The sequence below is a fragment of the Kitasatospora misakiensis genome, assembly GCF_042656005.1.
In the GTDB taxonomy this organism is placed as follows: Bacteria; Actinomycetota; Actinomycetes; order Streptomycetales; family Streptomycetaceae; genus Kitasatospora; species Kitasatospora misakiensis.
In genome coordinates, this window is the sequence record NZ_JBHSOF010000012.1 from 98,470 (window position 1) to 122,957 (window position 24,488).

21 protein-coding genes and 1 pseudogene are annotated in these 24,488 nt (G+C 71.2%); 11 read left to right on the top strand and 11 right to left on the bottom strand.

The genetic code is table 11. The features are described from left to right. Positions 1-2: 2 nt before the first annotated feature. The 5 genes from ACFP3U_RS12505 to ACFP3U_RS12525 all read left to right on the top strand — a co-directional run bounded on the left by ACFP3U_RS12505 (position 3) and on the right by ACFP3U_RS12525 (position 5,030). Positions 3-884: a CbtA family protein gene (locus ACFP3U_RS12505; RefSeq protein ID WP_380225544.1), complete on the top strand. Its 882-nt coding sequence runs from the start codon at positions 3-5 to the stop codon at positions 882-884. Between the two features lie 710 nt (positions 885-1,594). Beyond that, complete coding sequence (locus ACFP3U_RS12510; protein WP_380225490.1) at positions 1,595-2,959, top strand: ferredoxin reductase family protein; 1,365 nt, start codon at positions 1,595-1,597, stop codon at positions 2,957-2,959. 11 nt (positions 2,960-2,970) lie between these two features. Then, a complete protein-coding gene (locus ACFP3U_RS12515; protein ID WP_380225491.1) occupies positions 2,971-3,483 on the top strand; it encodes an FMN-binding protein in 513 nt (170 codons plus the stop codon). 41 nt (positions 3,484-3,524) lie between these two features. Next, a complete protein-coding gene (locus tag ACFP3U_RS12520) occupies positions 3,525-4,319 on the top strand; it encodes an FAD:protein FMN transferase (protein WP_380225545.1) in 795 nt (264 codons plus the stop codon). Positions 4,320-4,457: 138 nt separating this feature from the next. Next, a complete protein-coding gene (locus ACFP3U_RS12525; protein ID WP_380225492.1) occupies positions 4,458-5,030 on the top strand; it encodes a MarR family winged helix-turn-helix transcriptional regulator in 573 nt (190 codons plus the stop codon). Between the two features lie 39 nt (positions 5,031-5,069). Here ACFP3U_RS12525 and ACFP3U_RS12530 read toward each other — a convergent pair whose 3' ends face one another. The 10 genes from ACFP3U_RS12530 to ACFP3U_RS12575 form a co-directional block, all read right to left on the bottom strand. Further along, on the bottom strand, positions 5,070-5,777 hold the full coding sequence (locus ACFP3U_RS12530) for a gamma-glutamyl-gamma-aminobutyrate hydrolase family protein (protein WP_380225493.1): 708 nt from the start codon (positions 5,775-5,777) through the stop codon (positions 5,070-5,072). After that, complete coding sequence (locus ACFP3U_RS12535; protein WP_380225495.1) at positions 5,774-7,264, bottom strand: aldehyde dehydrogenase; 1,491 nt, start codon at positions 7,262-7,264, stop codon at positions 5,774-5,776. The genes ACFP3U_RS12530 and ACFP3U_RS12535 overlap by 4 nt, the downstream gene beginning before the upstream one ends. A gap of 64 nt (positions 7,265-7,328) precedes the next feature. Next, complete coding sequence (locus ACFP3U_RS12540; RefSeq protein WP_380225496.1) at positions 7,329-8,786, bottom strand: APC family permease; 1,458 nt, start codon at positions 8,784-8,786, stop codon at positions 7,329-7,331. Positions 8,787-9,053: 267 nt separating this feature from the next. Next, the gene (locus ACFP3U_RS12545; RefSeq protein WP_380225497.1) at positions 9,054-9,659 is read right to left on the bottom strand and encodes a TetR/AcrR family transcriptional regulator; all 606 of its coding nucleotides are present in this window, start codon (positions 9,657-9,659) and stop codon (positions 9,054-9,056) included. 90 nt (positions 9,660-9,749) lie between these two features. Then, positions 9,750-10,598: a fumarylacetoacetate hydrolase family protein gene (locus ACFP3U_RS12550; RefSeq protein ID WP_380225499.1), complete on the bottom strand. Its 849-nt coding sequence runs from the start codon at positions 10,596-10,598 to the stop codon at positions 9,750-9,752. 1 nt (position 10,599) lies between these two features. Beyond that, complete coding sequence (locus ACFP3U_RS12555; protein ID WP_380225501.1) at positions 10,600-11,532, bottom strand: 3,4-dihydroxyphenylacetate 2,3-dioxygenase; 933 nt, start codon at positions 11,530-11,532, stop codon at positions 10,600-10,602. Then, positions 11,525-12,997, bottom strand: a complete 1,473-nt coding sequence (locus ACFP3U_RS12560) for an aldehyde dehydrogenase (RefSeq protein WP_380225502.1) — start codon at positions 12,995-12,997, stop codon at positions 11,525-11,527. The genes ACFP3U_RS12555 and ACFP3U_RS12560 overlap by 8 nt, the downstream gene beginning before the upstream one ends. Positions 12,998-13,028: 31 nt before the next feature. Beyond that, complete coding sequence (locus ACFP3U_RS12565) at positions 13,029-13,835, bottom strand: acetoacetate decarboxylase family protein (RefSeq protein ID WP_380225503.1); 807 nt, start codon at positions 13,833-13,835, stop codon at positions 13,029-13,031. 53 nt (positions 13,836-13,888) lie between these two features. Next, the gene (locus ACFP3U_RS12570) at positions 13,889-15,106 is read right to left on the bottom strand and encodes an NAD(P)/FAD-dependent oxidoreductase (protein ID WP_380225504.1); all 1,218 of its coding nucleotides are present in this window, start codon (positions 15,104-15,106) and stop codon (positions 13,889-13,891) included. Between the two features lie 5 nt (positions 15,107-15,111). Continuing rightward, positions 15,112-15,300: a ferredoxin gene (locus ACFP3U_RS12575; protein WP_380225505.1), complete on the bottom strand. Its 189-nt coding sequence runs from the start codon at positions 15,298-15,300 to the stop codon at positions 15,112-15,114. Between the two features lie 310 nt (positions 15,301-15,610). On the opposite strand from ACFP3U_RS12575, the gene ACFP3U_RS12580 reads away from it, so the two are divergent. From ACFP3U_RS12580 to ACFP3U_RS12590, 3 genes and pseudogenes are all read left to right on the top strand, one after another. Next, positions 15,611-16,969, top strand: a complete 1,359-nt coding sequence (locus tag ACFP3U_RS12580) for a glutamine synthetase family protein (protein ID WP_380225506.1) — start codon at positions 15,611-15,613, stop codon at positions 16,967-16,969. Between the two features lie 29 nt (positions 16,970-16,998). Beyond that, a complete protein-coding gene (locus tag ACFP3U_RS12585; RefSeq protein WP_380225507.1) occupies positions 16,999-18,267 on the top strand; it encodes a cytochrome P450 in 1,269 nt (422 codons plus the stop codon). Positions 18,268-18,542: 275 nt separating this feature from the next. Then, positions 18,543-19,115 (top strand): annotated as a pseudogene (locus tag ACFP3U_RS12590) (amidohydrolase family protein); the annotation flags it as partial. A gap of 219 nt (positions 19,116-19,334) precedes the next feature. Here ACFP3U_RS12590 and ACFP3U_RS12595 read toward each other — a convergent pair. Beyond that, positions 19,335-20,642 carry a glycoside hydrolase family 43 protein gene (locus tag ACFP3U_RS12595; RefSeq protein ID WP_380225508.1) on the bottom strand — a complete coding sequence of 436 codons (1,308 nt, stop codon included), beginning with the start codon at positions 20,640-20,642 and terminating at the stop codon, positions 19,335-19,337. A gap of 623 nt (positions 20,643-21,265) precedes the next feature. Between ACFP3U_RS12595 and ACFP3U_RS12600 the strand changes: the two genes are divergently transcribed. The 3 genes from ACFP3U_RS12600 to ACFP3U_RS12610 are packed head-to-tail and all read left to right on the top strand — an operon-like array spanning position 21,266 to position 24,469. After that, complete coding sequence (locus ACFP3U_RS12600) at positions 21,266-22,630, top strand: ABC transporter substrate-binding protein (RefSeq protein WP_380225510.1); 1,365 nt, start codon at positions 21,266-21,268, stop codon at positions 22,628-22,630. Beyond that, complete coding sequence (locus ACFP3U_RS12605; RefSeq protein ID WP_380225511.1) at positions 22,627-23,541, top strand: carbohydrate ABC transporter permease; 915 nt, start codon at positions 22,627-22,629, stop codon at positions 23,539-23,541. Before ACFP3U_RS12600 ends, ACFP3U_RS12605 begins: the two co-directional genes overlap by 4 nt. After that, positions 23,531-24,469: a carbohydrate ABC transporter permease gene (locus ACFP3U_RS12610; protein ID WP_380225512.1), complete on the top strand. Its 939-nt coding sequence runs from the start codon at positions 23,531-23,533 to the stop codon at positions 24,467-24,469. The genes ACFP3U_RS12605 and ACFP3U_RS12610 overlap by 11 nt, the downstream gene beginning before the upstream one ends. The last annotated feature ends 19 nt before the right edge of the window (positions 24,470-24,488 follow it).

Consider the following 24,488-nt stretch of genomic DNA (forward strand, 5'->3'; position numbering starts at 1 on the left):
CCGTGCCGTCCGGCACCGTCGGCAGACTCCTGCTGCGCGGCCTGCTGGCCGGCCTGATCGCCGGGCTGGTGGCCTTCGTCTTCGCCTACACCGTCGGCGAGGGCCCCGTCTCGGACTCCATCGCCCAGGAGCAGGCCCACTCCGCCCCGGCCGGACACCACGACCACGACCACGGCGGCGGCTCCGGCCCCGCAGCCGGGGCCGCGCAGGACACCGCCGATCACGACACCGCCGCCCACGACACCGCCGCCCACGAGGCCGCCGACGCCGGGGACGAGGAGGAGGAACTGGTCAGCCGCGACCTGCAGTCCACCGCCGGTCTCGCCACCGGTGTGCTGGTGTACGGGGTCGCGGTCGGCGGGATCGCCGCGCTGGCGTTCTGCTTCGCCCTCGGCCGGGTCGGCCGGTTCGGCCCCCGGGCCACCGCCGCGCTGGTCGCGGGCGCCGCCTTCGTCACCGTCTACTTCGTGCCGTTCCTCAAGTACCCGGCGAACCCGCCGGCGGTCGGCAATCCGGACACTATCGGGAAGCGCACCGCGCTGTTCTTCCTGATGATCGTGCTCAGCGTGCTGATCGGCGTCGCCGCGGTGATCATCGGCAAGCGCCTGGCCCCGCGGCTGGGCACCTGGAACGCCACCGTCGCGGCCGGAGCCGGCTACGCCGTGGTGATGGCCGCGCTGGCCCTCGTCCTGCCGGCCAACGACGACGCGATCCCGGAGGGTTTCCCGGCCGCGCTGCTGTGGGACTTCCGGCTCGCCTCGATCGGGCTCCAGGTGGTGCTGTGGACCGGGTTCGCCCTGCTCTTCGGCGCCCTGTCCCAGCGCGTCCTCGCCCCGGCGGCCCCGGCCGCCGACCGCGCCCCGGTCACCGCCCCAGCGGTCTGACCCGTCCTCACCGCACCACGCACGTCGCACCACCGCTTCAACCACAAGGACTCGACCCCACCGAAGGCGCGCCGGCGGGGTCGAGTCCTTGTGCTGGGCGGCCCGGCCGCACGCCGAGGCCCCAATCGCGCAGCGGCCCACCTGTACGAGTTCGAGCACGCTCGACGGCTGCTCGGAATTCGGCGTCTTCCGCCGGATCGCGCTGCCGCTGGCGGCCCCGGTCGTCGCCCTGGTCGGCTTCTTCAGCTTCGTCGCCAACTGGAGGCGGAGCACTTCCATGCCGTCGAGGTCGGGCAGCATCATGTCGAGTACCACGGCGTGGGGGGTGCCGGTGGGCCGCGATCGCGAGGGCCTCGCGGCCGGTGGTGGCGCCGCGGGTCTCCCACCCTTCGTAGCCGAGGGCGCCGCGGAGGACGTCGACGAGGTCGGGTTCGTCGTCCACCACGAGGATCCGCCGGGTCGGCCGCGTGCTGGACTCCATGGTGCTCCCGGGTGCCGGTCTGGACGACGGCCCCCGTTGTGGCCGTCGGCGATGAGAAAGCGGTGAGATTCACTCGCCCCCGCCGCAGCGCCAGCACGGCTCTGACCTGCAGCGGGACCACTCCGGGCGGCTCGCCGGAGTCCGGACCCAGAGGGAACTGAAAGATTCCGCTGGCAGGGTTGGACTCCCCGGCGGCATGGTGCCGGCCGAGGTCGGAAGGAGGCCCGTGATGGTCGCCGTCGCACCGCAGCGCACGTCGCCCGGCAGTCGGCACGCGCTCCGCGCGCCGCGCGGCTTCCCGGTCGCCACCGTACCGGCCGCCGTCCTGGCCGCGATCGCGCTCGGCGCCCTCGGCGTCCTGGCCCTGTGGTGGCGGGGGACCGGCTCGGTCACCGGCGCGGCGGGCTGGCTGACCGGCGCGGGCCGGATCACCGGTCTGCTGGCCGGGTACGCGGCGCCGGTCCTGCTGCTGCTGATGGCCCGGCTCCCGCTCCTCGAACGCGAGGTGGGCGCGGACCGCCTGGCCCGCTGGCACGCCTTCGGCGGACGCTGCCTGGTGTCGCTGACCGCCGTGCACGTCCTGACGATCGTCTGGGGCTACGCGCTGACCGGTGGGCAGGGTCTGCTCCACGAGGGCGTGGACATCGTCCTCCACTACCCAGAGATGATCAAAGCCTCGCTGGGCACCCTGCTGATGTTCGGCACCGGTGCGGTCTCCGCCCGCATCGCCCGGCGCCGGATGTCCTACGAGGCCTGGTACTACCTGCACCTGGCGACCTACCTCGCGGTGGCGCTGGCCTTCGGCCACCAGCTGGCCACCGGCGCGGACCTCGGCGACGGACCGGCCCGGCTCGCCTGGAGCGCGCTGTACGTGGGCACCGCCGCGGCGCTCGGCTGGTTCCGGCTGGCCGTGCCGCGGCTGCGGGACCGACGGCACCGGCTGCGGGTGGCGGAGGTCCGGCCGGAGGGCCCGGGCGTGGTCTCGGTCTTCCTGACCGGCGAACGGCTGGGCGGGCTGCGGGCCGAGCCGGGCCAGTTCTTCCGGCTGCAGTTCCAGGCGCCCGGGCTCCGCTGGGCGGCCAACCCCTACTCGCTGTCCGCGCCGCCGCACGAGAACTTGCTGCGCTTCACGGTGAAGGACCTGGGGGCGCACAGTGCCGCCGTGGCCCGGCTGAGGCCGGGGACCCGGGTGCGGGCGGAGGGCCCGTACGGCGCGTTCACCGAGCGGCTGCACCGCCGTCGCAAGGTGCTGCTGCTGGGCGCCGGTGTCGGGATCACCCCGCTGCGGGCGCTGTTCGAGACGCTGCCGGGTGAGGTGACGCTGGTGCAGCGGGCCCGCAGCCCCGAGGACCTGCTCTTCACGGCCGAGCTGGCGGCGGTGGCCGCGCGGCGAGGCGGGCGGGTGCACGCGCTGACCGGTTCCCGCGTCGAGGTCGGCGACCTCGGGCGGGCCCTGCGCCGACTGGTTCCGGACCTGGCCGACCACGAGGTCTACCTGTGCGGCCCGGAGCGGATGGCCGAGGAGGCCGTCCGGGCGCTGCGGGCCGCCGGTGTCCGGCCCGGCCGCATCCACCACGAGTCGTTCGCCTTCTGAGGAGCCCCGCCATGCGCCGAGCCGTCATCACCAGCACCGCCACCGCGGCAGGGGTCGTCCTGCTGCTGTCGCTGAAGCCGCACGGGAGCGCCCCCGCCGCCGCGATCGGCTCGCAGGGCGACACGGAGCCGACCGCGGGTCCCACCGCAGCCGGTGCACCGTCCGCCGGACCCTCGGCCGCCGCGTCGGGTGCCCCGAACAGCCCGGCGGGGTCGACCGGTACGGCCGCGCCGAGCAGCCCGGCCGCGAGCCGGTCGGTCACCGGTGGCGCCGTGGACACCCGCTACGGGCCGGTGCAGGTCAAGGTCACCCTCGCCGGGACGAGGGTCACCGCCGTGGACGTGGTCCAGTACCCCTCGGAGGACCGCCGCGACCGGGAGATCAACAGCTTCGCCCTGCCTGTCCTGAACAAGGAGGCGATCGCCGCGCAGAGCGCCCGCATCGACGTCGTCTCGGGAGCGACGTACACCAGCGACGGGTACATCCGCTCGCTGCAGAGCGCCATCGACCGGGCCGGCCGGTGAGCGCCGCGGCGGCCGAGCCCCTCCGCCACGCCGAGCACGTCATGGGGACGGTCTTCTCCTTCACGGTGCGGGACCCCGGTCCGCGCACCGCGGCGGCGGTCGAGCGGGCCGTGGCCCGGCTGCACGAGATCGACGCGGTCTTCTCGACGTACCGTCAGGACAGCGACATCAGCCGCCTCGCGCGCGGCGAGACCACCGTCGAGGACTGCCACCCGGACGTGGCCGAGGTGCTGGCCCGCTGCGAGGAGACCGCAGGGCAGACCGACGGCTGGTTCAGCGCCCGTCCCGCCGAGCGGCTCGACCCGAGCGGCTGGGTCAAGGGCTGGGCGGTCGAGGAAGCCTGCCGGGTCCTGCGCGCCGCGGGCTCCCGGGAGCACTGCGTGAGCGGTGGCGGTGACGTCCAGCTCGCGGGCGGGCCGTGGCGGGTCGGGGTGGCACACCCCCTGCGGCCGGGCGCGTTCGCGGCCGTGCTCGCCGGCTCGGACCTCGCCGTGGCGACCTCGGGCACGGCCGAGCGGGGCGCCCACGTCATCGACCCGTTCACCGGGCACCCGGCCGTCGCCCTCGTCTCGCTCACCCTGGTCGCGGACCCCGGCATCGGTCTCGCCCGCGCCGACGCGTGGGCCACCGCCGTGTTCGCCATGGGTCCGGAACACGGACTCGCCTGGGCCGAGCGGCAGCCGGGCGTCGAGGCGCTCGCCGTGCTGCCGGACGGCTCCCAGCTGCGAACAGGCGGTCTGGCCCGACACCTGCCCACCGCCGGACCGGCCGACTGGACGTTGTGGTCGCCGCGCCGGGTGACGACCTACCCCGAACCGGCGCGTCAGCCCCGCTGACCGACGTCACTGATCCACGCCCTCATAACCGCTGCATCCCTATCAGCCGACCACTGTGCGGTGCACTTGGCGCGGCTCCGATGCGGCGACCGTATAATTTGACTCCGAACGGTCAGCTGATGATTGAAGGAGTGCCCCGTGCCCGGCCAGCGATCCATCACCGAGACCGAGAAGCTGGTGGAGACCAAGCTCGGTGGCACACCCGTCCGGTTCGAGCAGATGGCGGCAGTCGCCAACGTCTACCGGGCGGCCTCCGCCGTGCGCCAGCACCTGGAGAACTCGGTGCTGCGCGGCGCCGATCTGACCTGGACCGCCTTCGTCGTCCTGTGGGTGGTCTGGATCTCGGGCGAGTCGGAGACCCGGTACGTCGCGGAGGAGGCGGGCATCTCCAAGGGCACGCTCACGGGCGTCGTCCGGACCTTGGAGTCCCGCGGTCTGATCAGGCGTGCCGGCCACCCCGGCGACGGGCGCCTCGTTCTGCTCAGCCTGAGCAGCGAGGGGGACTCGCTGATGCGGCGCCTGTTCCCGGCGTTCAACGACGAAGAGGCCTTCGTCACCGCGCAGCTCGACGACCAGGAGTGTCGGCAGTTGGCGGACACGCTCCGCCGCGTCGTGCTCCAGGTGGAGACCCATGGCGAGGAGCGGCGCCTGACCCTGTTGGACGGTGCCGAGCCCGCACCGCGCCGCAGCGGTCGGCGTCCGAAGGCCTGAGTCCGGAGGCCTGAGTCCGGCGCCCCGTCGGGGCCGGTCTCAGTACCGGTTCCGGGTCGCGGCGCGCACGAGGGTGTCGAAGAGGCGCTGTTGGGCCGGGTCCTCGTGGGCGGTGTCCTCCGGGTGCCACTGGACGGCGGCGAACCAGCCTGGCGCGCCGGCGAGTTCGAGTGCTTCGACCGTTCCGTCGGCGGCGTGGGCGGCGGCGCTGAGGCCCGCCCCGATACGGTCGACGCGCTGGTGGTGGTAGCAGGAGGCCTCCACCTTCTGGACGCCGGTGGCCCGTTCGAGTACCGAGCCGCGCACGACCGCTACGGGGTGGACGAGGTGGCGGTGCTCCCGGTCGGGGCCGCCCATGTCCTGGTGGAGGGTGCCGCCGAGGGCGACGTTGACGACCTGGAGGCCTCGGCAGACGGCGAGCAGCGGCAGGCCGGCGTCCAGGGCGTGCCAGGCGAGGGCGAGGTCGAACTCGTCCTGCCGGTCGTCGACGTCGTAGACGCTTTCGTGGGCGTCGGTGTGGCCGTAGCGGTGCGGGGCGAGGTCACCGCCTCCGGGGAGCAGGGCGCCGTCGAAGCGGGAGAGGCGGGCCGACAGGTCGTCGGTGTCGGCCGGGTGGATGCTGACCGGCTCGCCGCCGGCCCGCCAGACGGACTCGATCAGGGCGCGGGCGTTGACCTCCGCGGCGTAGCGGAGAGCGGAGGTGGTGGCGGCGAAGCGGGCGGGGATCGCGATCAGGGGTCGGGTCACAGCTGGATCCAGGTGGTCTTCAGTTCGGTGTACTTCTCGATGGCGTGGGCGGACTTGTCCCGGCCGTTTCCGGACTGCTTCATGCCGCCGAAGGGGACGGTCAGGTCGCCCTCCTCGTAGCAGTTGACCCAGACCGTGCCGGCCTTGAGGGCGCGGGAGACCCGGTGCGCGGTGGAGAGGTCGGAGGTCCACAGGCCTGCGGCGAGCCCGTATTCGGTGGCGTTGGCCAGTGCCACCGCCTCCGCCACGTCGTCGAAGGTGAGGACGGAGAGCACCGGGCCGAAGATCTCCTCGCGGGCCAGCCGCATGCGGGGCTCGACCCGGTCGAAGACGGTCGGCTCCAGGAAGGTGCCGCCCGTGTCGGCGAGTGTGCGGACGCCGCCGGTGAGCAGCCGGGCGCCCTCGTCCAGGCCGCCGGCGATGTGCTCCTGGACGCGGGCGAGATGGCTCTCGCCGACCAGGGCCCCCATCTCGGTGGCGGGGTCGAGCGGGTCGCCGATCCGCAGGGCGGTGGCCCTTTCCACGACGGTCTCGATCACGCGGTCGGCTATCGAGCGGTGGACGAGGAGCCGGGAGGGGGCGGTGCACATCTCGCCCTGGTTGAAGAAGATGCCCCAGGCGGCGGTGGTGGCGGCCCGGTCCAGGTCGGGGGCGTCGGGGAGGATGATGTTGGGCGACTTGCCGCCCAGTTCCAGCCAGACCCGCTTGAGGTTCGAGTCGGCGGCGTAGCGCAGGAAGTGGCGGCCGACGGCGGTCGAGCCGGTGAAGGCGAGGACGTCCACGTCCGGGTGGAGGCCGATGGCCCGGCCCGCGGTGGGCCCGTCGCCGGTGACGACGTTGAGGACGCCCGGGGGCAGTCCGGCCTCGTCGGCCAGCCGCCCGAGCAGCAGCGCGGACAGCGGGGAGGACTCCGAGGGTTTCAGGACGACGGTGCAGCCGGCGGCCAGCGCCGGGGCCACCTTCCACGAGGCGAGGGTGAGCGGGAAGTTCCACGGGACGACCGCGCCGACGACTCCGGCCGGCTCCCGGGTGATGAGCGCGAGGGCGTCGGGGGCGACGTGCGGGGCCTCGTCGGTGAGCTTGTCGGCCAGTTGCCCGTACCAGCGGAAGGTGTTGATCGCGGCGCGCAGTTCGATCTCGTACGCGTCGGTGATGGGCTTGCCCATCTCCAGGCTGACGGTCAGGGCCAGGTCGGCCCGGTGGGTCTCCAGAAGGTCGGCGATCCGCAGGAGCACCCGGCCCCGGTCGGCGGGCGCCAGGCGCGGCCAGGGGCCGGAGTCGAAGGCCCGGCGGGCCGCGGCGACCGCCGCGTCCACCTCGGCGGTCGCGCCGTCGGCGACCTCGACCAGCGGCCGGCCGTCGCGGGGCGAGCGGACGGTGTAGGTGGCACCGCCCCCGGGTTCGTCGGCGCCGTCGATGCGGTGGGCGGTGGGCAGTTCCAACGCCTTGGCGCGGCGCAGCCACTCCTCGTGCGAGTCGTCAAGCATGGGGCCCTTCCGGATGGTTGGGGTACGGGCCGCCGCCGGGCTCGGTGCCCGGGCCCGGACGGGGTCAGTCGGCGTCGGTGTGCCCGGTGCGGGTGAACCGGGCGGCGCCGGCGGCCAGGACGAGCACCACGGGGACGGTGGCGGCGAGGGCCGCGGCGGTGCCGAAGGAGCCGCCGATGAGCGTGGTGAAGTTCGCCAGGATCACCCACACGGCCGTGGCGATGCCCAGCGCACCCAGCGCGGGGGCGATCAGGGTGTTCCAGGGCCGGGTGTCCAGGCGGGTGCGGCGGAAGAAGACGATCACGGACACGGAGGTCAGGAAGTACATGAGCATGATCCCGAGCACGGCCACGCCGCTGAACCAGGAGAAGAGGGCGAGCACGGGGTCCTTGCCGGCCAGCGCGAAGGGAACGACCAGCAGCACGGCGATGGCGGTCTGGACGCCGCCGGCCACCCAGGGCGACTGGCGGCGGTTGGTGGCGCTCAGGGCGCGCGGCAGCAGCCGGTCGCGGCTGAGCGAGAACAGGTAGCGGTTGGCCGAGTTGTGGAAGGCGAGAATGCCGGCGAAGAGGGAGGTCACCAGCAGGACGGGCAGCACGCGGCCGGTCCAGGCGCCGAAGAGGTGGCTGACCGGCGCGAAGACGAAGTCGCTGGAATCGCCGCCCTGCAGCGCGGCCCCGGCCGCCTCGGCGGCTTTGGAGGGCCCGTAGGAGGAGACCAGCGTCCAGGAGGTGAGGGCGAAGAAGACGGTGATCACGCCGACCGCCAGGTAGGTGGCCCGCGGGACGGTCTTGCGGGGCTCGCGCGCCTCCTCGCCGTAGATGGCGGTGGCCTCGAAGCCGATCATCGACGCCACGGCGAACATCAGCGCCACGCCCGGCGCACCCTTGAGCACCGCGCCCGGGGAGAAGGTCTGGGTGAATCCGAGGCCTTCCGGCCCGCCGCCCTTGAGGAGCGTGACGAGGGCGAAGGCGGTGAGGATGCTGAACTCCGCCAACACGAAGACCGCGAGGACCTTCGCGCCCATCTCGATCCCGGCCGCGCCGAGCACCTGGACGATCGCCATGGTCACCAGCGCGACCGCCCACCACGGCGTCCGCAGCCCGGCGTACTCCTGGATCAGGCCGCTCACCGTCACGCTGTAGAGACCGTACATGGCGGCCTGGACGGCACAGTAGGAGAAGAGCGCGACCCCGGCGCTGCCGGTGCCGGTGGTCCGGCCCAGGCCCTTGCCGATGTACGCGTAGAAGGCGCCGGCGTCCACGACGTGGCGCCCCATGGCGACGAAGCCGACCGAGAAGAGGAAGGTGATCACGCCTGCGACGACGTAACCGGCGGGCGCTCCCGGGCCGTTGCCCAGGGCGACGGAGACGGGGAGGGCGCCGGCGATGCCGGTCAGCGGCGCCTGCGCGGAGAGGACGAAGAAGAGGATGCCCAGCACGCCGAGGGCGTTGGACTTGAGCTTGCCTGGACCGGGGGCGTCCTGCACGGCCTGGTTTCTCGGGACCGTCTGACTGTCCACGCGGATCACCTGCCAAAGAAGTGGGGGCGGGATGTTGTTTTGAGCCAAACGAGTAGCCCTATGTTGGGGTGGAACTATCCATTTGGCAAGGGATTGCGTGAAGGTCGCCGCAGCGCACCCGGTTCCTTACCGGCCCGTGATCACAGCGACACATGGGACGGCCGCCGCACGGTGGAATCGGCGGGTACGGCACCCCCCGAGGGCGCGGATCGCCGCGCGGGGGCGGGTGGTGCCGCGGGGACGGCGAAGCCCCGCGGGAGAGTGCGGTCAGCTGTCCCCGTCGGCGTGGAGCAGTCGCAGCAGGGCGCGCAGCTCCCCCAGGGCGGCATCGGTGGCCTCGGGTTCCTCGAACACCAGCTGGTGCAGGACCAGGCCTTCCAGGGCCGCGAAGACCAGACGCATCAGCGCCGGGCTCGCGCCGTCGGGCAGCATGCGGTCCAGCTCCCGCTGGGTGGCGCCGAAGTACTCGTGGTACAGCTCACGCAGTTGCGGCAGCAGCTCCGGCCTGCGGCGGGATTCGAGCAGCAGCTCGTACTGGAACGCCTGGATCTCCGGGTCGCCCGCGACCATCCGGGACAGCCCGGCGGAGAAGTCCGCGACCCTGCCGGTGCCGGGCTCGACCGCGCTGGTGCTGAGGCTGGCGCGCACGGCGTGCGCCAGCGCCTCCTCGATCAGCGCGTCGCGCGAGCCGAAGTGGTGGACCACCAGGCCGTGGGTGACCTCCGCCTCCTCCGCGACCGCGCGGTAGGTGAGCTTGCGCAGGCCCCCTCGGGCGACGACGCGCACCGCCGCGTTTAGCAGCGCTTCGCGGCCCGCGCCGTAGTTCACGCTCTTGCGCGGCCGCTTGCCGTTGCTCGGGGCGGATTCGGTCATGCCCGGACCCTACCTCCTCGTACGCGGGTCGAAGCGCCGCACCGGGAGCGCTGTGCGGCGGCCCGGTGCGGCGCTTCGACCCGGACGGTGTCAGCCACGCTTCGGGGCGCGGATGCCCCGGAACTCCCAGTCACCGCCCAGAGCCGTGGACAGCACCTCCTCCGACTCCGTCGGCTGCGCGCCGACGTCGGTCCGGATCGGGGTGGGACCGGTGACGATGTGGTTGGTGAGCCGGCCCAGGCCCTCGACCTCGACCTCCACGACGTCCCCGGGCTGGACCGGGCGGGAGTTGGCCGGAGTACCGGACAGCAGCACGTCGCCGGGGTGGAGGGTGATGGTGCGGGCGATGTCGGCGACGAGGTAGTGCATGTCCCACTCCATCTCGTCGGTCGAGCCGTCCTGCACCACCTCGCCGTTGACGTACGTCCGCAGGTACTTGCCGTGGAAGTCCCAGTCGGTGACCAGCCCCGGGCCGAGCGGGCACAGCGTGTCCGAACCCTTCACCCGCAGCATGGACCCGGCATCGGTGTCACGGAAGTCGTGCAGGCCGTAGTCGTTGGCGACGGTGTAGCCCGCGATGTACTCCCCCGCCTCCTCGGGCGCGATGTTGCGGCAGGTCCGGCCGATGACGATGGCCACCTCGCCCTCGTAGTTGAGCCACTTGCAGCCCTCGGGACGGACGATCGCGCCCCGGTGGGAGTTGAGGGCCGAGGTCGGCTTGTGGAAGTACGTCGGCGCGGGGCCGAGCCCGATCCGGAACTCCTCGACCCGGCTGCGGTGGTTGAGGTGGACGGCGATGATCTTCGACGGAACGACCGGCGGAAGGTGCTGCGCTTCCTCGGTCTTGACGCGGCGGCCGTCGGCGGCGACCAGTTCGTCGCCCTCGCGGACGACCTGGACGGCGGCACCGTCGAGCAGAATGCGGCGGAATTCGGTCATGTCAGGGCTCCCAGTGCGGGTCTACGTGGTGGTGCGGGTCGTGGCGGGGCGCGGTCCAGCCGCCGGCCGGGCGGTCGAACCACAGGTGGACCTGGCCGGTGCCGATGGAGTTCTCGTACTCGCCGTACTGGCGGCCGGGCGCGACGCAGGCCGCCTCGCCGAGGGCGCCGGCCATCATGAGGTAGTGGAAGAACCTGGCCTCGGGCTTGTAGGCCCAGAACTCCGGCATGGCCTGGAGGACCTGGTCGTGGCGGCCCTGCTTGAACCAGGCGATGCGCTGCTGGTCCGCCTCCCGCGCCTCGGCGGTGAAGATGTGCTTCGGGTCGCTCGCCTCGTGGTCGCGCAGCTCGCGCAGCGGCCAGAAGGTGTGCGAGAGCGCGCCGGAGGCGATCAGCAGCACCCGGCGGCCGGGCGTGGCGGCGATGCCGTCGGCCAGCGCGCGGCCGAGGCGCAGGTGGTCCTCCATGTCGCCGGTCTGGCAGACGCCGATGGTGACCCAGCGCTTGTCGGGCAGTCCCTCACCGAGGAACTTCCACAGGTTGATGGTGGCGTAGTAGATCGGCAGGTAGTCGTCGTCGATCGCGGTGATCCAGGTTCCGTGCCTGTCCGCGAACCTGGCGATGTTGTGGGCCAGTTCGGGGTCGCCGGGGAAGTCGTACGGCATCCGGCACATGCCGCGCGGCAGTTCCTCCGAGGTGAACAGGCCCGCACGGCGCTGCTGGGCGGTGACCACGAACTCGACGGTGGTGGCCCAGTGCGAGTCCAGGACGACGACGGTGTCGTAGTCGTCGCGCTCGAAGACCTCGCGGCGCAGCTGCCGCAGGCCGGTGACGAGGGTGATCTCCTTGCCCTCGTTGAGTTCCAGCCGGTCGGCCTCCGGCAGCACGATGGTGGGGACATGGGCGAGCAGGCCCGCCCCGACGATCTCACCCATGGTCCTTCCATCCCTTCGGGGCGGTGACGGTGTTCTTGACGTCGCAGTAGAAGTCGAAGCTCCAGGTGCCGCCCTCGCGGCCGACCCCGGAGTGACGCGACCCGCCGAAGGGTGCCTGGAGATCACGGACGAAGAAGCAGTTGACCCAGACCGTGCCTGCGACGAGCTGCGCGGAGACCCGCTCGGCGCACTCGGGGTCGCCGGTGGCGAGGGTCGCGGCCAGACCGAACCGGGTGTCGTTGGCGAGCTCGACCGCTTCGGCCTCCGTGTCGAAGGTCTGGAGTGTCAGGACGGGCCCGAACACCTCCTCCTGGACGATCTCGCTGTCCTGGGCGACACCGGTGAGCAGCGTCGGCCGGTAGTAGAGGCCGCCGAGGTCGGTGTTCGGGCCGCCACCGATCACCGCGCGGGCGCCGCCGTCGAGGGCCCGCCGGACGAAGCCGTCGATCTTCTCCAGTTGCCGGGGATGGATGTTCGGGCCGAGGTCGGAGGCCCCGTCGCGCGAGTCGCCCTGGACCAGGGCCTCGGCCCGCTCGACGAAGCGGCGGGTGAACTCCTCGGCGACGGAGGACTCGACGAGGAGCCGGGTCGCCGCGAGGCAGACCTGCCCGGCGTTGTCGTACTGCTCGACCGCCAGGTCGGCCGCGAGGTCGAGGTCGGCGTCGGCGAAGACCAACAGCGGCGACTTGCCGCCGAGTTCGAGGCTGAGCGGGGTGAGGTTGGCGGCGGCGGCCGCGGCGATCCGCTTGGCGGTGGGGACCGATCCGGTGAAGCTGATCCGACGGACGCCGGGGTGGGAGACCAGGGCGTTGCCCACCTCCGCGCCGTAGCCCTGGACGACGTTGAGGACGCCGGCCGGCAGCCCGGCCTCGGCGGCGATGTCCGCGAGCAGCGAGGCGGTGAGCGGGGACCACTCGGCGGGCTTGAGGATGACGGTGTTCCCGGCGGCCAGGGCCGGGGCGACCTTCCAGGTGGCCAGCATCAGCGGGGCGTTCCACGGGGTGATCAGCACGCAGGGGCCGGCCGGGTCCCAGGAGACCTGGTTGGTGTGGCCGCGCGTGTCGAAGTCCTCGTGGCCCAGGGTCAGCAGCCAGTCCGCGAAGAAGCGGAAGTTGTGCGCGACGCGCGGCATCACGCCGCGCCGGTGGGAGCGCAGCAACGCGCCGTTGTCGAGGGTCTCGACCTTGGCCAGGTCCTCGATCCGCTTCTCGACGCCGTCGGCGATCGCGTGCAGGATGCGGGCCCGCTCCGCGCGGGGCGTCGCCGCCCACGCGGGGAAGGCGGCCTCGGCCGCGGCGACGGCCGCCTCGGCCTCCGCGGCACCGCCGCGGGCGATCTCGCCGAGCGTGGCGCCGTCGATCGGCGAGAGATCGGCGAACGTCTCGGCCGAGGCGACGCGGGCGCCGCCGATCCAGTGCCGGGTGTCGACCTCGACCCCGGCGACGGTGGTGGTGTGCTGGGTCATGTCCAGCCTTCCTCTCGTGACGGGTCGTCGGTTACTCGGCACCCGAGGTGCCGGACTCCAGCAGCGTTCCGCCGTCCCAGACCACACCGACCTGGCGGTAGTACGCGCCGATGGGCTCGTGGATCTCAAGTCGGGCCAGCTCCTCGGTGGGAGCCTCGAACAGCGTCAGATCGGCGTCGGCCGCCCAGGCCTGGCCGGCCTCGAAGGAGGCGGCACCGGTCTCGATCAGCTCGTCCAGGGCGAGGCCCTTGCCCTTCTCGACGGAGGGCAGCCAGCGGTGGTGGGCCATGGGGTGGCCGTTGACGAAGCCGTTGGTCTCGGACGGCTCGCGAAGCGTCACCACGGCCTCGGCCAGGCGCCGGTCGGCGGCGGCGAGGGTGGCACCGAACCGGGCGCCCGCCTCGATGCGGGGGGCCGGGCCGTAGGGGTGAGGGCGGGTCATGTGGATGGAGCCGAGCTTCTTCGGGTAGCCCTGGTGGAAGCCGCGGGCGATGGCGAAGTCCTTGTCGACCCAGATGTAGACGCAGCGCGAGTACGTACGGCCCCGGTAGGAGCAGCGGACGACCGCGAAGGCCTCCTTGTACTGGGATCGGACGGGATCCAGCAGTTCCTCCTTCGTGCCGGAGCAGGACTGCCAGTCGGCCCAGATGAGGGCGACCGCGCCGGGGTCCTCCTCCGCCAACTCCAGAGGAGCGGGCAGCAGTTCGCGCACGCGGGCGGGGTCGGTGCGGTACTCGACGGTGATCAGGTCGCCCGAGTAGTGCCACGGGGGCGAGGGGATGAGCGACGAGTCGCCGGTCGCGGTCTTGGGGTGGAAATAGCCTCGGACGGTGGTCACGGGTGGCTCCTGGGTTCGGGGCGCGGATGCCTGGGGGGTGCGGGGAGTCGGGCTCAGAGCGCCGTCGCGGCGCCGACCGGCGCCTTGAGCAGCTGGGCCCGGTAGCGGGCCGCGCCGGCCGCCATGGCCTGGCCGCCGAGGGCCACGACGCCGACGAGGCGGTTGTCCGTGTGGTAACCGACGAGGACGTCGCTGTCGGGGTCGCCGTCGAGGACCCGTACGTCGGCGATGCCGAGGGCCGGGGCGCCGAAGGACTGGAGCCGGAAGTCGTGCTGGTCGCTCCAGAAGGTGGGGAGCGGCGCGAAGGGGGCGAGGTCCGGCTCGGCGCCGCCGAGGTGCGCGACCAGCGTCTTCGCGCCGTGCTTGGCGGTGTCGCCGGGGATGGACCAGTGCTCGACGCGGCGCGGGACGCCGTCGTAGCGGGCGTTGGGGAAGCGCGCGACGTCACCCACGGCGACGACGTGGGGGAGGCCGCCGGCCCGGAGGAGTTCGTCGGTGAGCACACCGTCGGTGAGGTCGAGGCCGTTGCCGTCGAGCCATTCGGTGTTGGCGACGGAGCCGACCGACTCCACGACCACGTCGGCCGCGAGGACGGTGCCGTCCCCGAGGACCACACCGGTCACCCGGTCGTCGCCCTCGAAGGCCGACACGCCCGTCCCGAGGGCGAAGCGCACGCCCCGGTCCTCGTGGCGGCGGTGCAGGGCGCGGGCCAGCAGCTCACCGAGGGGGCGGAGCATCGGCAGCGGCTCGGGGTCGACGACGGTGACCTCGACCGCGCCGAGGCCGACGGCGGTGGCGGCGACCTCGCAGCCGATGAAGCCGGCGCCGACCACGACCACCCGCACGCCCGGGCGGGTCAGCTCCGCGCGCAGGGCCTCGGCGTCGGCGAGGGTGCGCAGGGTGTGGCGGCCGGCCACCGGGCCGGGGCAGCGGAGGCGGCGGGGGCGCATGCCGGTGGCGATGACGAGGCCGTCGAAGGGCAGCTCCGTGCCGTCGTCCAGCGTGAGGAGGCGGTCGGCCAGGCGGGCTCCGGCGACAGCGGCCCCGAGGCGCCAGCTCACGTCGGCGGCGGACGCCTTGGGGGTGAAGGCCAGCGACTCGAAGGGCGCCTTTCCGGCCAGCACCTCCTTGGACAGCGGCGGCCGGTTGTACGGCATGTGGGGCTCGTCGCCGATGACCGCGATCTCGCCGGTCCAGCCGGCGCCGCGCAACTGCTCGGCGGCACGCAGGCCGCCCATGGAGGCACCGGCGATGACGATGCGGGGGGCCATCGGGCTCAGTCCTCGATCCGGATGGCCTGGAGCGGACAGACGTCGGCGGCGTCCTCGACGTCCGCACGCAGCGCCTCGTCCGGCTCGCTGACGAAGGCCAGGTGGCCGCTGTCGTCGAGTTGGAAGACGTCGGGGGCGGCGAAGACGCACTGACCGTGGTCCTGGCACTTGTTCATGTCGACGACGACCTTCATGGCCGTTCCTCCTGCAGATGAGAGGCGTCGGGGCGCCGCGGGAGTGAGTGTGGGGGGAGTGGGGTCCGGCCGCGGCCGGACCCCCAGCCAAAGGGGTGCGAACCCCTTCCTCGTTTGGCTTCAAACAAGATAGGAGGATCGCCAGGACTGGTCAATGGCTATCCACCTGGATAAATTTGCGGCCCCAAACCCTTGCGACAGCGGGCGGCCCTCCCTACCGTTTGACATCAAATGACCACCTCCCCCCACCCTGGGCCCCACGAGAGGCCGGGAGGTGCCCCACCCAACGTCTGCCCGAGGAGATTCGCCCATGAGCGCATCCGACACCCCCGACGTCCGGCAGCACATGGACCGCCTGGCGGCCGAGGGCATCGACGTGGTCCGGGTGATCTACCCCGACCTGATCGGCACCGACCGGGGCCGCGACGTCCTACGCGGCCACCTGCCGTCGGCCGTCGAGCACGGCCTGGCCTTCTGCTGCGCCGTCTACCACACCACTCCCCGGGGCGGTGTGGTCCCGATCGCGGGCGGCCTGGAGGCCGGGCTGCCCGATGTCTCCGTCCACCCCGACCTGGGCAGCGTCCACGCCCTCCCGTGGGAACCCGGAGTCGCCTGGTGCCTGGGCAACACGACCGACCCCGCGACCGGCGCCCACTCCCCCGAGTCGCCGCGCGACCTGCTGCGCACGGTCCTCGCCCGCTGCGCGGATGCCGGACTGCGGCCCGTCGTCGGTCCCGAACTGGAGTACTTCCTGCTCGACGAGGCCCCGGAATCCCCGACCGGATGGCGCCGCTACTCCCGGGCCGTCGACGGCGCCGTCTACACCGCGGGGCTGCGCGCCGACCCCGACAACCACCTGCTGCGCACCCTGCGGCAGGTGCGCGACCTGGGCATCGGCGTCGTCAGCGGGAACCACGAGTTCGACGCCGGCCAGTTCGAGATCAACCTGACCCACTCCGATGCCCTGGACGCCGCCGACCGGGCCTTCCTCTTCAAGGCCGCCGTCAAGGAACTGGCCCGACGCGAGGGCCGGCTCGCCACCTTCATGGCCAAGCCGTTCAACGACGCGGGCGGCTCCGGTTTCCACCTGCACTTCTCCTGCCAGGACGAGGACGGCCGCAACGTCTTCGACGCCCCCGCCGCCCCCTTCGGCCTCTCGGACACCGGCCGCCACGCCATCGCCGGCATCCTCGCCCACGCCCCGGCACTGGCCGCGCTGCTCAACCCGACCGTCAACTCCTACAAGCGGTTCGGCCCGAACACCCTCGCCCCCTGGCTCATCGACTGGGGTCTGGACAACCGCAGCGCCATGATCCGCATCCCGCCCGAGCGCGGCTCCGGCGCCCGCCTCGAACTGCGCCTCGGCGACGCCAGCGCCAACCCCTACCTCGCCATCGCCGCCCTCACCGCCGCCGCCCTGCTCGGCATCCAGGAAGCCCAGGAGCCGCCCGCCCCGCTGGAGGGCTACGGGTACGACCCCGAGAAGTCCCGGATGCTGCCGATGGGCCTGCCCGCCGCGCTCGACGCACTGGAGGCCGACACCGCACTGGTGGACGTCCTCGGCAAGTCCTTCACCGACTCCTTCCTCGCCTACAAGCGCGACGAGGTCGCCCGTTTCCACCGGCACGTCACCGACTGGGAGTTCGCCGAGTACTCCTACCACCTCTGACCGATCCGCAGCACTCCCGGGAGAACCCCATGCCGAACCCGTTCGACCCCATGCCGCTGGACGAGATCGACCTCGCCGACAACGACAAGTTCCTCGACGGAGTCACCCCCTGGCGGATGTTCCACACCCTTCGCCACGAGGACCCGGTCCACTGGCAGCCCGAGCCCGAGCCCAACCGCGGCTTCTGGGCCGTCACCCGCCACGAGGACATCGCCCGGGTGGACCGCGACGCCGAGACCTTCACCTCCACGAAGTTCGTCAACCTCGAAGAGGTCGACGAGGACCAGATCAAGAAGCGCGCCTCCATCCTGGAGATGGACGGCGTCCGCCACCGCGCGATGCGTAGTCTGCTCCAGCGCCAGTTCGGCCAGGGAGTCATCAACCAGTACGCCGACTTCCTGCGCGGCCTGACCGCGAAGACCCTCGACGCCGCCCTCGCCAAGGGCAGCTTCGACTTCGTCAAGGAGGTCTCCGCCGACTTCCCCATCAACGTCCTCGCCCGGCTGCTGGACGTTCCCCCGGAGGACAACCAGCGGCTCATCGACTGGGGCAACCGGATCATCGGCAACACCGACCCCGACTACGCCGACGTCCTGCTCGACAGCGAGGAGAGCGAGAAGTACCGCGACCTTCCGTTCCGCTCCCCCGCCTCGCTCGAAGTCTTCGAGTACGGCCGCGAACTCGCCCGGCAGCGCCGCGGCGGCACCGGCACCGACCTGGTGTCCCGGCTCGTCAACGAGACACCGCGGGACGGCGTGCCACTGTCCGCCCAGGACTTCGACAACTACTTCCTGCTGCTGGTGGTGGCCGGGAACGAGACCACCCGGCACACCATCTCCCACTCGATGCTGGCCCTCATGCAGCACCCCGAGCAGTTGGCCCGCCTGCAGGCCGACCCCTCGCTGATCCCCACCGCCGTCGAGGAGTTCCTGCGCTGGGCCTCCCCGGTCTACCACTTCCGGCGCACCGCGACCCGCGACGTCGAACTCGGCGGCAAGCGGATCCGGGAGGGCGACAAGGTCGTCATGTGGTACGCGTCCGGCAACCGCGACGAGGAGGTCTTCGACAACCCCTACGACCTCGACGTCGCCCGGCAGAACAACGACCACGTCAGCTTCGGCAAGGGCAGCCCGCACCTGTGCCTCGGAAACCTGCTGGCCCGCACCGAGATCCGCATCATGTTCGAGGAACTGATCCCCCGCCTCGCGAGCATCCGCCTGACCGGGGACGTTCCCCGGGTCCGCTCCAACTTCGTCAACGGCATCAAGAAGCTGCCGGTCGAGGTCACCCTCGCCTGACGGTTCACCGATCCACCGGAACGGTCGCCCCGCGGTCGCGGCACCCACCACCACGGCCGCGGGGCGGCCGGCATCTCGGCCCATCTCACTCGGCGGGCAGTTCCCGATGGTTTTCGAGGCCACCGAGGCGATCGCCAAGAGGGCGTTGGACACGGGGCTGATCTGGGTGACGTACGGCGGATCGCTGGAACACCAGAGCGCGGACATCCAGTTCAGCTTCATCGAGGGCGGCGCACTGCTCGGGGAGGCCGCCGCGAAGTGGGCCAACCAGGAGCTCGATCGACACGGTGGTCGACGCCTTCCTCGCGGCGAACGCGGTTGCACCGCGCCCGGATGCCCGGCATTACGTCATCCACGGTGACTTCGTCAGCGCGGGCAGCCTCGCCAGGCTGGCCGCGCATGGCTACGGCGTCAATATGAACCCCGCCATCAAGTGGACCATCTCCGATCTGATGGACGAGGTCGTCGGCCCCGACCGCTCCGCCTACCAATGGCCCGTACGGTCCGCCGTCGAGGCCGGAGTCACGGTCTGCGCCAGCTCCGACGCGCCGATCACCGAGCCCGACTGGCGGCAGGGAGTGGCCGCGATGATGCTGCGGGAATCGAAGGCCAGCGGCCGACCGAGCGGGCCCGAGCAATGCGTGTCGCTCGCCGACGCCCTGCGCGCCTACACGATCGACCCGGCCCGTCAGGACTTCGCCGAGGACTGGAAGGGGTCCATCGAGGTCGGCAAGGTCGCGGACCTGTGCGTGCTTGACCGCCCGCCACTGGGCCTGGACCCGCACTCGATCACGGACGCAGAGGTGGACCTGACGGTATTCGACGGGCGCGTCGTTCACGAGCGCTGATCTCCCGACCCGGGTGTGGGGCACTCGCTGCGGTGGGGACACGGGCCGCAGTGCCGGGCGTCGAACGCCACGACTGTGTAGGGCGCTTGGGCGGGTGGCTCGGACCAGATGCCGCTGGTTCTCCCGCCCGGGCAGGTGACCTGGCGGCGGTCGACAGACAGGGTCGGGCGCCGAGTTGACGGTCCGGGCCCGACCCTGTGTTGGTTCAGCTCTTGCCGGTCAGGAGGTGAACTGCCACCAGTTCATATTGAACAGGTACCCGCTGCCACCGGCGAAGCGCAGGTACAGATCGTGCGTCCCGGTCGCACCGGTGACAGGGCACGAGACCGTGCTCCAGGACTGCCAGCCTCCGGTGCCCGACACCGTGCAGGTCCCGACCGTTGGCCCGGTAGTACTGTCCAGGTGCAGCTCAATGCGGCCGCCGCTGGTGCCTGAGGCCACCCTGGCGGTGAACGAGCGGGCACCGGTGCCGAATGCTACGCCCTTGACCTTGGTGTAATCGCCGTTCTCAATCCAGCCGATGTTCATCCCGCCCTCGCTGGAGGGTTCGGTTTCGATGCCGCTGCCCCACGCGATGGTCTCGGCTTCCTGACGGACATAAGGATTGAGCGTGCCGACCTGCGGCACCCCGGCCGTCGTCATATTGATCGTTGGAATGGTGCCGTCGGCGTTGTAGCTGAACTTCTCCACCGCGACCGACCGGGTGTAGCCACCGCCGCCCGGCAGAGCGCCGTTGTGGTAGAAGAAGTACGAGCCGCCGTTGAAGTCGACGAGGCCGGCGTGGTTGGTGAAGCTGCTGCCCTGCGTGGGCATGATGGTGCCGCGATACGTCCACGGTCCGGTCGGGCCGGGCGAGGTGGAGTAGGCGATGAACTCGGAGCAGCATTTCGCCGCGAACACCATGTAGTACAGGCCGTTTCGCTTGTAGAACCACGGGCCTTCCTCGTACTGGGTGGGCCGGTTCGCATCTCCCGTGCGGGTGCCGAACCCCGCGGTGGTCAGCGGTATCTGCGTCGGGCTGCCGGAGTACGAGGTCATGTCGGCGTTGAGCCGGACGTACCACAGACGCGGGTTGCCGTAATACAGATAGGCCTGCCCGTCGTCGTCGATGAAGACGGTGGGGTCGATTTCGGCGTTCTGGATCAGTGGACCGCCGATCGCGTCGCGGAACGGCCCGGTGGGGCTGTCCGAGACCCCGACTCCGATGGCTTGCGATCCGTTGGTCATCCGCACCGGCACATACCAGTAGAACTTGCCGTTGCGGTAGACGGCCTGTCCCGCCCAGGCGTCCGCGCCGGCCCAGCTGAAGGTCGCCAGGCTCATCGGCGAACCGTGATCGGTCCAGTTCACCATGTCCGACGAGGACGACACCCGCCACTCGCGCATCCTGAAAGTCGTCGAGTTGTCCTCGTCGTGTCCGGTGTACAGGTAGACCCGGCCGTTGTAGACCAGCGGTGCCGGGTCGGCGGTGTAGATGTGCTGCACGATCGGGTTGTCCGCCTGGGCCGCAGCCGGAAGAAATGCCATCAGACAGAGAAGGCTTACCGTCAAGGCGAGGACGCGTTGCGACCACCGCTGAAGTGTGGATGTCACTGTTGAGTCCCTTGTTCGGTTGGGCTGGGAAGGGGTGGCGTCGGCACCGACGGCAACTGCCCCGAAGTGGCGTGTGAGCGTTAACATTTCTGGGGACGAGCCGCACAGAGAGCCAACCGGCAGGGCAGCTGAACGCGCCCGTGCGACCTGAGTGTCCCTCAGCATGTGCAGGATCAGCCAGAGTTCTGTCTGAAGAGGAAGTGGCTGCTCCGCATCGAGGTCAGTGGCGGCGGCTGAACCGGGATCCACCGATCGGTTGGCACCGGGCCTTGGAGCTGTCGAGCAATCGGTGGTTCCCCTGACATGGGACCCATGGCGCCCTCGCGGCCCTACCACCACACCGCACCGCCGATAAAAGTATGAGTAATAGTCCCCCTGGGGGATTTTTCCGCCTACGAAAAAGTGCGCAACGATAAACGCTGGGGCATCTATAGAATGCCGATGACATTAACCCGCTCATCATTCCGACAGGCCTCGACATGAGGGCTTCTATGTGCGAAGAAAGCACGGCCCGCATCCCGGTGGTGTGCGGGCGCCACGACATAGTGGAGTTGTTCATGACAGCGAATGTCCGCGCGGTCGGCGCGAAGACAACTGGCGGACCCCGCAGACGCACCGGCCTGGCGGTCGTGGCCGGCGCTCTCGTGATGGCCGTCGTCGCCGCGTGCGGCAGCGGCGGAACGGCCGGGTCCGCCGGAAGCTTCCATCCGGTGGAGCAGACCGGCGGCACCCTGACGGTATGGGTGGACTCCACCCGCCTGGCGGCCGCCAAGCTGTACCAGCAGCAGCACCCCGAGGTGACGATGGACATCGTTACCTACGACGGGGACGCCAACGGCTCCGGCTACTTGCGCACCAAGGTCAGCCTGTTCAACCGCACCGGCAAGGGCTGGCCGGACGTGGTCTTCAGCAGTCAGAACAACGAGACCACCTGGGCCGTGGACGCCGGCTTCACCGCCCCGCTGAACAAGGGCCTCATCCCCGACTCAACGCTGTCCAAATGGGCGAAGGACGCCAACGTTCCCTGTACCGTCAACGGCACGTTGTACTGCCTGCGTAACGACCTGGCCCAGACGGTGCTGTGGTACAACGCGCCACTGATGAAGGAATGGGGCTACCAGGTCCCGCAGAGCTGGGAGCAGTACCAGGCGCTCGGGCAGCAGGTGGCCGCCGAACACCCCGGGTATCTGGTGGGTTCGGTCGGCGACGCCTTCGCTCCCGAGATCTACATGTGGGCGAGCAAGTGCGGGGCCAACCAGATCACCGGTCCCAAGACGGTGACGGTCCAAGCCACCGGTGAGAACTGCCGGCGCATGGCTTCGCTGCTCGACACGCTGATCGGGACCAGGACGATGTCGCTGAGCAGCGTCTTCAGCTCGGACTTCGGCAAGAACCAGGCCGACAAGATCCTCCTGATGCCCGGTCCGTCCTGGTTCGGCGGCGCGCTGTTCCAGGACACCCTCAAAACCCCGGCGGGCCAACTCGCCGTCGCGCCGACGCCCAGGTGGTCCGCCGAAGCCGACACCACCGTGGGCAACGTGGGTGGCGGAACCTGGCTGCTGTCCGCCCACAGCGCGAACCTCGCGGCCGGCACGGCCTTCATGACCTGGGTGACGACTTCGGACGAGTACCAGGTCGCCCTCGCCCCCACCTACCCCGCCTACGCTCCCGCGGCCGAGAAGTGGCTGGCCAGGCAGACCGCCTCGGGCTACTACGTGGGTGACATCGCCGGGCCGCTGCAGGCCGCGGCAGGCCAGGTCTGGCCCGGCTGGGGATACGGCGAGTTCAGCCAGGAAGCCATCTGGGCAGCCACGATGACCCCCAAGCTGACCGCGGGGGAGTCGATGGTCTCCCTCCTGCCGACCTGGCAGAAGGCGATCGTCGACTACGCCCGCGCCGCCGGCTACACGGTGACGCAGTGACCTCGCACCAGGTCGAGACCGGCCGGGCCACCGCGCGGAGCTTGCGCGCACGGTGGCCCGGCCGGGCCGGGCACGCCTTCGTCGCGCCCTACGTGGTGCTGCTGATCGCCTTCGGCCTGGTGCCGACCGGCTACGCGATCTACTACTCCTTCACCGACGACGGGGGCTCCTTCACCGGCCTGTCCAACTTCTCCACCGCCATGAACGATTTTCGGTTCGCCCCCGCCGTCTGGCACGTGGCCCTGTATCTGGTGTGCTGGATGACCTCGCTGGTCGTCTTCGTCGTCGGCCTCGCTCTCCTGCTGCACCGCCTGACACTGAAGGGCGTGAGCAGGGCCCTGCGGTTCCTCTACTACGTGCCCGGCGCGCTGGCCGGGGCGGCCGGCGTCATGGTGTGGCTGTTCGTGCTGGACCCCGCGGTCAGTCCCGTCGCCTTCCTGCTGCGGGCCCTCGGTTACGACTCCTTCGGCGAGGTCATCGCCCCAGGCCACCTGCCGATCCTGTTCACCCTCATGGCCTTCTGGACCGGGGCGGGCGGCTGGATCGTGGTGATGTACGGGGCGCTGAACAACATCTCGACCGATGTCCTGGAGGCCGCGCGGATCGACGGCGCGGGAGCCTGGCAGACGGCCTGGCGGATCGAGATTCCGCTGCTGCGGAAGTGGATCGTCTACATGGCCGTCCTCGTTTTCGCAGGCGGTACCCAGTTGTTCATCGAACCCCAGTTGCTCTCCCAGGCGAGCCTGGGCGTCGCGGGCCGGGACTACTCGCTCAACCAACTCGCCTACGATTTCGCGTTCCTGAAAAACGACGTCAACACCGCGGCCGCCATCTCGGTCGGGCTCCTGGTGGTCGGACTGGCCGCGACGGGCGTCTTCGTGGCCAGATCAGGGTTCTTCGATGCGGACTGACATCGGGCGGCGCTCCGTCGCCCCCCTCGTCCGGCAGGGCGCCGGGGCCGGTCCGGCCGGGACGACCGGGCGAGGCCGCGTGAACCCGCTGCCGGCCCTGGTGCTGCTGCTGTTCCTCGTCTTCTTCGTGCTGCCGGTGCTCTGGCTGCTGCTGGCCGCCACCAAGACCGACGAGCAGTTGGCGCACAGCAGTCCCCTGTCGTTCGGCTCCCTCCACGCGCTGAAGGCCAACTGGGATTCCCTGAGCGCCTACCAGGGTGGCGTGATCTTCACCTGGCTGCGGAATTCGGCCGTCTACTCCTTCGTCGCGCTGGCCATCACCTTGTGCGCGGTGGTACCGGCCGGCTACGCCATGGCGCTGATGGAGTTCCGCGGTCGGCACATGCTTCTGATCGCCACGCTGGTGGTGATGCTGATGCCGAACGCCGCCCTGGTCGTACCGCTGTTCCTGGAGCTCAACGTGGTGCACCTGATCGGCTCGATGTGGTCGATCATCCTGCCGTACGCGTTCTACCCGTTCGGGGTGTACCTGACCTACATCTACTTCAGCACGGCCCTGCCCCGGGAACTGCTGGACGCGGCCCGACTCGACGGCTGCTCGGAATTCGGCGTCTTCCGCCGGATCGCGCTGCCGCTGGCGGCCCCGGTCGTCGCCCTGGTCGGCTTCTTCAGCTTCGTCGCCAACTGGACCAACTACTACCTGCCCTACGTGATGCTGCCGGAGAGCAACCAGTACCCCGTCCAGGTGGGCCTGGGCATGCTGCTCAACTCGGTCCCCCAGTTCAACCCGACCGTGGGAGCAGTGGCGGTCCAGCGTCCCGAACTGGCCCTGGCCACGCTGCTGGCGATCACGCCCGTCCTGGCCGTCTTCCTGTTCTCCCAGCGGTTCCTGGTCTCCGGCCTGCTCGCCGGCGCCAACAAGAGCTGACCCCGGCCGGTCGCCTCAC

What these genes read in the sequence shown, in the direction of transcription:
- ACFP3U_RS12545 (WP_380225497.1), bottom strand. Translation starts at nt 9,659, where the DNA reads ATGACCGAATCCGCCCCGAGCAACGGCAAGCGGCCGCGCAAGAGCGTG.
- ACFP3U_RS12520 (WP_380225545.1), top strand. Translation starts at nt 3,525, where the DNA reads ATGGGGACGGTCTTCTCCTTCACGGTGCGGGACCCCGGTCCGCGCACC.
- ACFP3U_RS12515 (WP_380225491.1), top strand. Translation starts at nt 2,971, where the DNA reads ATGCGCCGAGCCGTCATCACCAGCACCGCCACCGCGGCAGGGGTCGTC.
- ACFP3U_RS12575 (WP_380225505.1), bottom strand. Translation starts at nt 15,300, where the DNA reads ATGAAGGTCGTCGTCGACATGAACAAGTGCCAGGACCACGGTCAGTGC.
- ACFP3U_RS12570 (WP_380225504.1), bottom strand. Translation starts at nt 15,106, where the DNA reads ATGGCCCCCCGCATCGTCATCGCCGGTGCCTCCATGGGCGGCCTGCGT.
- ACFP3U_RS12585 (WP_380225507.1), top strand. Translation starts at nt 16,999, where the DNA reads ATGCCGAACCCGTTCGACCCCATGCCGCTGGACGAGATCGACCTCGCC.
- ACFP3U_RS12610 (WP_380225512.1), top strand. Translation starts at nt 23,531, where the DNA reads ATGCGGACTGACATCGGGCGGCGCTCCGTCGCCCCCCTCGTCCGGCAG.
- ACFP3U_RS12535 (WP_380225495.1), bottom strand. Translation starts at nt 7,264, where the DNA reads ATGCTTGACGACTCGCACGAGGAGTGGCTGCGCCGCGCCAAGGCGTTG.
- ACFP3U_RS12560 (WP_380225502.1), bottom strand. Translation starts at nt 12,997, where the DNA reads ATGACCCAGCACACCACCACCGTCGCCGGGGTCGAGGTCGACACCCGG.
- ACFP3U_RS12555 (WP_380225501.1), bottom strand. Translation starts at nt 11,532, where the DNA reads ATGGGTGAGATCGTCGGGGCGGGCCTGCTCGCCCATGTCCCCACCATC.
- ACFP3U_RS12550 (WP_380225499.1), bottom strand. Translation starts at nt 10,598, where the DNA reads ATGACCGAATTCCGCCGCATTCTGCTCGACGGTGCCGCCGTCCAGGTC.
- ACFP3U_RS12580 (WP_380225506.1), top strand. Translation starts at nt 15,611, where the DNA reads ATGAGCGCATCCGACACCCCCGACGTCCGGCAGCACATGGACCGCCTG.
- ACFP3U_RS12595 (WP_380225508.1), bottom strand. Translation starts at nt 20,642, where the DNA reads ATGGCATTTCTTCCGGCTGCGGCCCAGGCGGACAACCCGATCGTGCAG.
- ACFP3U_RS12600 (WP_380225510.1), top strand. Translation starts at nt 21,266, where the DNA reads ATGACAGCGAATGTCCGCGCGGTCGGCGCGAAGACAACTGGCGGACCC.
- ACFP3U_RS12510 (WP_380225490.1), top strand. Translation starts at nt 1,595, where the DNA reads ATGGTCGCCGTCGCACCGCAGCGCACGTCGCCCGGCAGTCGGCACGCG.